Source organism: Pelomonas margarita, from assembly GCF_043555875.1.
Classification (GTDB): Bacteria; Pseudomonadota; Gammaproteobacteria; order Burkholderiales; family Burkholderiaceae_C; genus Pelomonas; species Pelomonas margarita.
Genome location: NZ_JBIGHW010000031.1, coordinates 1 through 7381, shown reverse-complemented (window position 1 = coordinate 7381; position 7381 = coordinate 1). Strand labels below are relative to the sequence as shown.

Sequence of the window (7381 nt, the reverse complement as noted above, 5' to 3'; positions counted from 1 at the left end):
ACCTTCGCTGAAGTCCATCTTGGGCACGACCCACTGGCAGACGCGACGAAGCATTTGCTCGTCGGACCACTCAGCCTTCGCCACGAAGTGATGCAGCGACTGATGCCGCGCACTTGCGTGGACCGGGCCCACACGCGCCGCCATGGGCTCAATGCTCTTGCGAGCCAGCGGCAACATCAGTCCCGTGCAATAGCCACGAAGCCCCTCGTGACGGTCGGCGTGTCCCAGCCCCGAAGCCAAATGCTCCAGGTACTCCTCAAAGCGGCCTGCGACGTTCATCGATCCTCAACCAAAGAATCAAGAAGTCCGCATAATGCCTTGATTTTATTGACACAGTAAGATTATGTGAGTTTTCACAAGCAACCCCCGCTCAGGGGGAGGCCACCAAGCTTGGTGGTTGGGAGGCGCGCTTCGACAGCACACAATCCGCTCCGCTCAAATCATGGGAGAGAAAGTTGAAGAAGGCCGTTGTAGCCACTTGGTTAGCTGTCGCTGGCTCACTGTTCGCAGGCTACGTCAGCGCAGGCCCCGTACTGCTGATAACGCCAACCAGCTCTCATGTCGACGTTGGCCAAGTGGCACGCATCAACGTGAGCATCAGCGGGCTCGATGCAGAAGTGTTGTCGAGCTTCGACCTGAATTTCATCTACGACTCGTCGGTGGTGCGGCTGGACGCGGCGAACCTGAGCGGCGCCGATGACGCATTGGGAAGCGCATTTGGCGCGCCACCGTTGGTGTTCAGCGATAGCGCAGTAGATGGCAACTACGGCGTGCTGGGGCAAGCACTCGCAGACGATGCCACACTGATTGCGAATCAGCAGGACGCCTTCTTGCTTTTTCAGTTTGATTTCGTTGGCATGGCGAACGGCATGACGACGCTTTCGTTGGGCGCCAACGCTGATTTCGAGCGCAGCTTCATCGGCTTGAACTTCGCAGCGTTGCAGGGCGTCAGCATTCAAGGAGCCTGCGTCGCCGTAGGCACCGGCTCTTGTTCATCATCCAGCGAGTTGCCAGAGCCTGCGTCGGCTGTGTTGGCGGCCGCGGCAGGGTTGGCAGCGTGCGGTAGCCGACTGCGTCGGCGCCAGTCGCCGTGAGCTGACTTGCCTTCGTCTTTACCGTCGGGGCCGCCATACACTGCAAGCAAAATAGCCGCACCTGCTGGCTGCGCGGCGTCACGCTGCATCTTCAACTGCATTTCTCCGCGATAGCTGCCGATTAGCGCAGTTGTCAACGGCGCGTCCTCACTGACACTCAGTCGCTACCCGTGCGTGAGCTATCCCTCGGCCCGGCTACTACACCACAAGATCCTGGCGACCATGATGCAGCGCGACGCCGAGCATCAACTAAACGACGCCGTATTCGACGATGTCTGTCTTGGTGGCGAACGCGCCGGCGGCAAGACCGGCCGCAGTTCCGAGAACAGAATCCCCTTCGTCGCTGCGGTGTTGCTTGACGCAGCCGGCCGTCCGCAGCATTTCAAGCTCTCGCCGCGGATGACCGGTTCCTGTGGTCCAGCAGTCGCTCAACAGGCAAACCGTTCGATAACCGTTGCCGCCGCTAGCAGCCATTGGGTCGCGAAATTTGGGGACCGCAGCCAGCCTATTGCTGTTGTCCGGCGGATATCCGCTTTGGGCACATTGCTGACCCACGCATGCCCACTGCGAGCGGTGTCAGCCAGCCTTGAGCTGACTTCGCTGCGGGTCTGAGTCAAGAAGTCCAACTCCGCCCAGCGCACCTTTTGCAGCGAAAGTTCGCCGCCGGGCGAGTTGGGCCAGGCAGCGCCGGGAGGCGCTTCTGCTGGCGCGCAGCGCGGAAGCCCCGCCATGGACCGCGAACGACCCTACACGCGGCTTTCACGCCCGACCGAAGGCTATCCGCCGTCGCACCCCTGAGCCCTCCCCTGGAGACCGCTGGCAGTCCAGCGAGCCCGGTCACCGTGCTCCGTCCTGGCATCCGAAAAGTTCAGACTTGAATGAACAAAGTTCAGAACTGAATGGTTTTCGACATTTCTGTCGAAGTTCATTGAGTTCTGAACTCTACCCACTGCCGAATCAAGCACTTGGACAAACCATACTCAATGAGTCCTGAACTCCGTGCTCATTCAACTCTGAACTTTTACGGATTTCGTTCATTCAACTCTGAACTTTTACGAATTCTTATGGGCCCCGCCCTGGGCTGCACTTGCCTACCTTCCGACCTCCCAGGCGTCGCTCTGCCTTCACGACCGTGATGCCGCCCGCCCGTGAAGGCCATCAGCCTCACGATGACCCCTGCTTCTTCCACCTTGGCGTTCAGTATTTGCCGGCCCGCTGTTCTGCTTTCTAGGCAAGGCAGCGCATGCATCCGGCGAACTCACCGGGAACCGTCCGTGGACGACAGCCGAGATGGCGTCCACTGTCAACAGCCTCGCTTCACCCGGGCTGAATCTGGACGTAGCGGAACCAAGGGACTCAGATGACGGTAGCAACCGTAGGCGCAGGTGGTGTGGTGATCATGCCGACGGCAGTGCTTGATGCGCTGCAAATGCAGGAAGGCGACCGCATCGAGTTCGTCCTCCTCGGCGACGGCGATTGCCTCTTGGTCCTGGTCAACAGGTCAGTCACAGAGCTCCGAGGCATGTTCGGCAAACCATCGAAGCGAGTGTCAATCGACGGGATGAATCGCGCCGTGGCCCGCCCGGGTAGCGGCGGCGAGGCGCAAACCTAATCCTGTCCATCCCTCACGGTCGTCGATGCGCACCCGATGTAGGCGTCTGGCCAATTCACCTTGAACCGCCCGTGGCAGACGGCTAGCGACTTCATCGCTGCCTTCGTAGCGCGGCATGGAATCGTCTACGAGTTCACCGGTTCCAGCGCTTTGGCCCAGGCGATCACGGGCCTGGCAGGCGAAGACGACGCGAAGCCTGATGCGACCGAGTGCTTAGTGATCGCGCTACGGCGGGCCGGCGTCATTGACGGAGCCACGATGGTGATGCTGCTGGGGCGGTACTTCGACGAGAAAAGGAATAGGCGCCAGGGCTACGATCAATAGCTGACCGAGGGCCTATCTTTCCTCCCTAACTGCCTCGATCCGCTGGCGTCAGATCACACTAGCGCAGGCGCTTTTTCTTTGGCGTCACCAGCCCTCGCCGGGCTTGTCGAACTCGGAGGCAGGGTTCGGCGTGAACGTGTAGCCGGCCAGGTCGCCAGGTTGAACCGCGAAGAGGCTGCGCGCTGGTCGGCGCCCAGCTGCCACGTCTGCCGCGTCGATAGCCTGCTGATCATTGAGCAGCGCCTGCACGCCGATATCCCGTGTGAGCTTCAACGACCTGGCCAGGCTGCGCATGTTGGACCACACCAGCTCATGATGCATGCCGTCGTCGGCGTGGATCTGCTCGACGACCTTGGCCAGCATCGACATGGGCGCCTCATCGAGCAGCGTACCGATGTGCGCCATGAAGTCGGCCGGCATGGCGCCGGTGCGCAGGGCATCGCCCAGCACCTCGGGCGGGAGGTTGGTCCGATAGCTCGTACTGGCTGACTGCGCGGCCACCAAAAGTGCAGGCCGGCGGACCGACCTGGCGGCGGGCTGGGCGGGCACAGGTTTGGCATCCATGCACTCATTCTCTCGTGGCGAGCGGCAGGCGGCCATTGCCAACGTTGGAGATTCCAACGTCAGAACCGGCCCTGGCGGGCACGCCTATGCCTGCTCGCTTGGCACGACAAGGGCCGTCACCACTTGCGAATGGCGACTCCAGCGGCCAGTCCATCTCGGACAGTGGATCCTGCTATGGCACTCGCCCTGTCCTTGCTCATCGTCCTGACTCACGGCGCGGCTCTGCCATCACGACCGTGGTCCCGTGCCCCCCTTTGAAAGTCACCTCAAGCCGCTGGGCGACTTCAGGCACACGATCCATTTGATTGAGATCGTGGATGACAACCTGGCGGCGGCCAAGATCCTGCACGGCAAACCTGTCGGTGACGGCTACAACCGGGCCGATGTACTGCCGATCCTTCTCGCCCGATATCGGCCCGACGATGAAGCCCGCCTCCTCCAGCTTGGCGTTCAACTCGTGCAGGGCCTGCTCGTCTGGCTCCTTCGCTGCTAGTGCAGCTTCGGTGCCGGCCCCTGCGTCATCCCGATCGATCCCGTGCGTCCAGCCTGACACGTTGACGTAGTAGCGGATCGCCTTGCCGGCGCCGTGCCTCCACAGCTGCCTGGCCGCAACCATCTCAGCCAGATCGCGCGAAGCGGTGGCCCTGGCAATTCCGGTCATCTTCATGTATTTGTCGGCGTTCAGGCCACCAAGGAAGCCGCCGTTGCCATCATCCAAGAGCCGCTGCAGGACCTTGCGCTTGCGTTCCGGCAGCCCTTTGCCGTGCGCCTCCCAGAACTGCCGCTTCTCGATAGCCCTGTCAATGATCTGGCTCGTCTGCTCGTAGGCAGCCGCGCATTGGGTGGCGAACCACTGCACCCACTTGGTCACGTCGCCGTCGCCGCGCTGTTCATGATTTAGCGCGTCGTAATAAGCACTGCGGTTTTTCTCCAGCTGCCTGGACAGGCTGATCAGTCGCACGGGCGGTTGAAGGTGCTGCATCATGACCATGTCCACAATGGCGCGACCCAAACGTCCGTTGCCGTCCTCGAACGGGTGGATGCTCTCGAACCAGACATGCGCGATAGCTGCTCGCGCCAAGCCATCGATGCGCTGGCCACCGGAGCCGCCGGCAGTGGGGGGTGCCGTTTCGTTGAACCAGCTCAGGAAGCGCTGCATGTGCTCCGGCACGTCCGCCGACGGCGGTGCTTCGTAGTGAACCTTCTCGTGCCCCATAGGGCCGCTGACGATCTGCATCGGGTCTGGATGGTCGCGGTAGCGACCCACGACGATGCGGCGGATGCTTGTGGTGCTTCCCGGGAACAGGGCCGATTGCCAGCGGCACAGTCGCTCTTCGGTGAGCGGCTGGTCATGAGCCAACATGGCATCGCTGATCACGTCCACCAGGCCGTCAACGTGGCGATCGCTGGAGCCTGCGTTGGGCAATCCGAGTCGGCGCAGGACCGAAGACCGTACCGAGTCGGCGTTGAGCCGCTCGCCTTCGATGGCGGCCGTGGAGACCACTTCGGCGCTCAACACGTCGAGCGCAACTTGGCTCGTTCTGCCCAGGCCGATCGCAGCGGCTTTGCCCGCCACGAGGCCGTGCATGGTGTAAGCCTCGGCCAGTTCCGGCGCGGCGAGTACGGCGTCGTAGACGAGATGAGGCCACTTCGGCTGAGTCCAGATCCACTTGCTCATGAGGCGAATCGTACTCCATTCGCCTCAAAATGTGAGGCAATTACGCGGTGATTCGCCTCACAGTGGCTGTTTGCATCCCAATGCCTAGCTGACGCTCGCGGTCATAGAACTGACCGTGGGCAGTTACTCCCGTCCATTCCGGCAAAGACGGAAATTCAACAGAGTGATTAATTAATACACATGCACAGGGTTTTGCAGCAAAACTTCATGTGCATTATTTAATTCTCGTAGAAAACCCTAGGTCGGATTAGCGCTTGTTGCGGAATTGCATGCCGAATGCATATAGTCGCGTCCGCTTCTCGCGCTGCATAACACTTCATCAAAATGAACACGGGACCGAATGACATCAGCTGGCAGGCCCAGGTGGCTCGCGTTCGGGCTGATTTCAACGAGCGCGGTGAGTCAATCGCAGACTGGTCTCGCCAGCACGGATTTCATCCGAACGCCGTGTACCAAGTTCTTGGTGGCTACACGCAGGCCATGCGCGGGAACGCGCATCGAATCGCCGTTGCGCTGGGCATCAAGCAGTCGCCAGCACCAAAGGAAGCTAAGGAGAACAGCATGACATAGCGCGAGCACCAACCGTCCGCGCGAAAAAAAGCGCCGCGAACCCCGGGAAGGGTTGCGGCGCCCGGGAGCTTGAAGCTGCCCTCAGAGACTTCAGTTTCATTCTCCCCGCGCAAAAAGTCAATCCCAGGTTACCGCCTGGGCGGGACAACTATTGCCGATCGGGAAAATGAAACCCCCAAGAAAAATCATCACGCGCTCCCCGCATAGGAGCGTTGGAGCCGTGCACGAGCCATGGTTCCAAGCCGAACCCATTCAGCACGAATCCAGGCTCGAAAAGCACTGCATTGAAATCCTGCTGTTGACGCCCGGCGTCGTCCGAATCGAATCCCAACCGCTGGCGATCGAATTCAAGACGGGCGAGCGTCAACAGCACTACACCCCCGACCTGCGGATCACGCTGTCGGATGGAACCCAGGCCCTCGTCGAGGCCAAGGGTCAGCCTTTCGAGAGGCGGTTTCGGGAGCTGTTGGACGCCGGGCTGCGGGATGCGGTGCGGTCACTTGGCCTGCCGCTCTATTTGGTGCCCAGCCAGTTGCTCGACCCAGAGCGCACCGCGCAGGTCTCCGCGCTTCGGGCGATGGCGCGCCGTACGCCCCCACCTGGCGCTCTCGATGCGCTGTTGACCTGGGCCTCCTTGCAGTCAGGCGCCACGGTCGGCGACGCCGAGCAGGCGGGCTACGCCTTGGGCCTCATCGGCTACGCCGTAGGCCGGCGTCTGCTGACCGTCGGCCCGAGCTTCGACCTCAAGCCCCAACAACCCCTCTTCCTGGCAAACAACCATGAGCACCTTCACCCTGACCATTGGCTTGGTCATCCGGGACGGGCAGAGGACGTGGCGGCTTGACCGCACCCTCGACGACTCCCGCAATGTCTTCCTCGACCTTGAAAGCGGCGCGCCCAAGACGATTTCCACAGCGGAGCTTCAGCGAGATCTGCTCGCTGGCAAGCTGCTCGTTGTACAGGAGCACCCTGTCGCCCTCGCCAAACAAGCGGAATCCGCAACTCGGCTGGTCCAGACCATTGAAGACCTGCCTGAAACGGAGCAACGACGACTGCAGCACCGTCTGGCCATCGTCAAGCACATGCTCCGGCGCGGCATTCGTAAGGGGATGCGATCACGCATCGACGCTGAACTCACCAGGTTGTCTGTTCTTACAGCGACGGAGCTGACAGAGGCTGGAGCGATCTCCGACGAGCAAGTCCCAACTGCATCAACGGTCATGGACTGGATGCGCAAGTTCGAGCGGTCAGGCGGCAATCCCCTGTCGCTGCTCAGCGGCAACTGCTTCCGGCAAACCCGCAGCAGGCTGCACCCGCTGGTCCTGGAGATCGCGCGTCGCAAGGTTCGCGATTTCTACTGCTCCCGCAAGCGCCCGACGGCCAGAGCCACCAAGCTCCTGATCGATAGAGAACTTAGTCTTACTGTGTCACAAGAATAGCGACGTTCGTCCGCAGCACGTGCATGAGCCCAATCGAAGGTTCAACTCATAGCTCAGCAGGTGCCGCAAGGACGTGATTGACGTCGGCACGTGGCGCTGA

The 7381-nt window shown here is 61.3% G+C and carries 10 protein-coding genes; 7 read left to right on the top strand and 3 right to left on the bottom strand.

Annotation, left to right across the window (positions count from 1 at the left end; all coding sequences use genetic code 11):
* Positions 1–279, bottom strand: a 279-nt coding sequence (locus ACG0Z3_RS22940; protein WP_394402329.1) for a transposase, incomplete at its 3' end; no start/stop codon positions are given.
* A 176-nt stretch (positions 280–455) separates the two neighbouring features.
* Between ACG0Z3_RS22940 and ACG0Z3_RS22935 the strand changes: the two genes are divergently transcribed.
* From ACG0Z3_RS22935 to ACG0Z3_RS22920, 4 genes are all read left to right on the top strand, one after another.
* Positions 456–1094: a hypothetical protein gene (locus tag ACG0Z3_RS22935; protein WP_394402326.1), complete on the top strand. Its 639-nt coding sequence runs from the start codon at positions 456–458 to the stop codon at positions 1092–1094.
* A gap of 222 nt (positions 1095–1316) precedes the next feature.
* On the top strand, positions 1317–1706 hold the full coding sequence (locus tag ACG0Z3_RS22930) for a hypothetical protein (RefSeq protein WP_394402323.1): 390 nt from the start codon (positions 1317–1319) through the stop codon (positions 1704–1706).
* A gap of 748 nt (positions 1707–2454) precedes the next feature.
* The gene (locus ACG0Z3_RS22925) at positions 2455–2706 is read left to right on the top strand and encodes an AbrB/MazE/SpoVT family DNA-binding domain-containing protein (RefSeq protein WP_394402320.1); all 252 of its coding nucleotides are present in this window, start codon (positions 2455–2457) and stop codon (positions 2704–2706) included.
* Between the two features lie 60 nt (positions 2707–2766).
* Positions 2767–3030 carry a hypothetical protein gene (locus ACG0Z3_RS22920; protein WP_394402317.1) on the top strand — a complete coding sequence of 88 codons (264 nt, stop codon included), beginning with the start codon at positions 2767–2769 and terminating at the stop codon, positions 3028–3030.
* A gap of 84 nt (positions 3031–3114) precedes the next feature.
* Here the strand turns inward: ACG0Z3_RS22920 and ACG0Z3_RS22915 are convergent, their stop codons facing one another.
* Together ACG0Z3_RS22915 and ACG0Z3_RS22910 are read right to left on the bottom strand one after the other, a co-directional pair.
* Positions 3115–3594 (bottom strand): hypothetical protein, encoded by a 480-nt coding sequence (locus ACG0Z3_RS22915; RefSeq protein WP_394402314.1) that lies wholly within the window; start codon positions 3592–3594, stop codon positions 3115–3117.
* A 196-nt stretch (positions 3595–3790) separates the two neighbouring features.
* Positions 3791–5272, bottom strand: a complete 1482-nt coding sequence (locus ACG0Z3_RS22910) for a Fic family protein (RefSeq protein ID WP_394402311.1) — start codon at positions 5270–5272, stop codon at positions 3791–3793.
* Positions 5273–5596: 324 nt separating this feature from the next.
* Here ACG0Z3_RS22910 and ACG0Z3_RS22905 point away from each other — a divergent pair, with 324 nt between their 5' ends.
* From ACG0Z3_RS22905 to ACG0Z3_RS22895, 3 genes are all read left to right on the top strand, one after another.
* Complete coding sequence (locus ACG0Z3_RS22905; protein ID WP_394402309.1) at positions 5597–5842, top strand: DNA-binding protein; 246 nt, start codon at positions 5597–5599, stop codon at positions 5840–5842.
* A 220-nt stretch (positions 5843–6062) separates the two neighbouring features.
* The gene (locus ACG0Z3_RS22900) at positions 6063–6686 is read left to right on the top strand and encodes a Tn7 transposase TnsA N-terminal domain-containing protein (protein WP_394402306.1); all 624 of its coding nucleotides are present in this window, start codon (positions 6063–6065) and stop codon (positions 6684–6686) included.
* Positions 6622–7281: a hypothetical protein gene (locus ACG0Z3_RS22895; RefSeq protein ID WP_394402303.1), complete on the top strand. Its 660-nt coding sequence runs from the start codon at positions 6622–6624 to the stop codon at positions 7279–7281. The genes ACG0Z3_RS22900 and ACG0Z3_RS22895 overlap by 65 nt, the downstream gene beginning before the upstream one ends.
* Positions 7282–7381 lie beyond the last annotated feature (100 nt).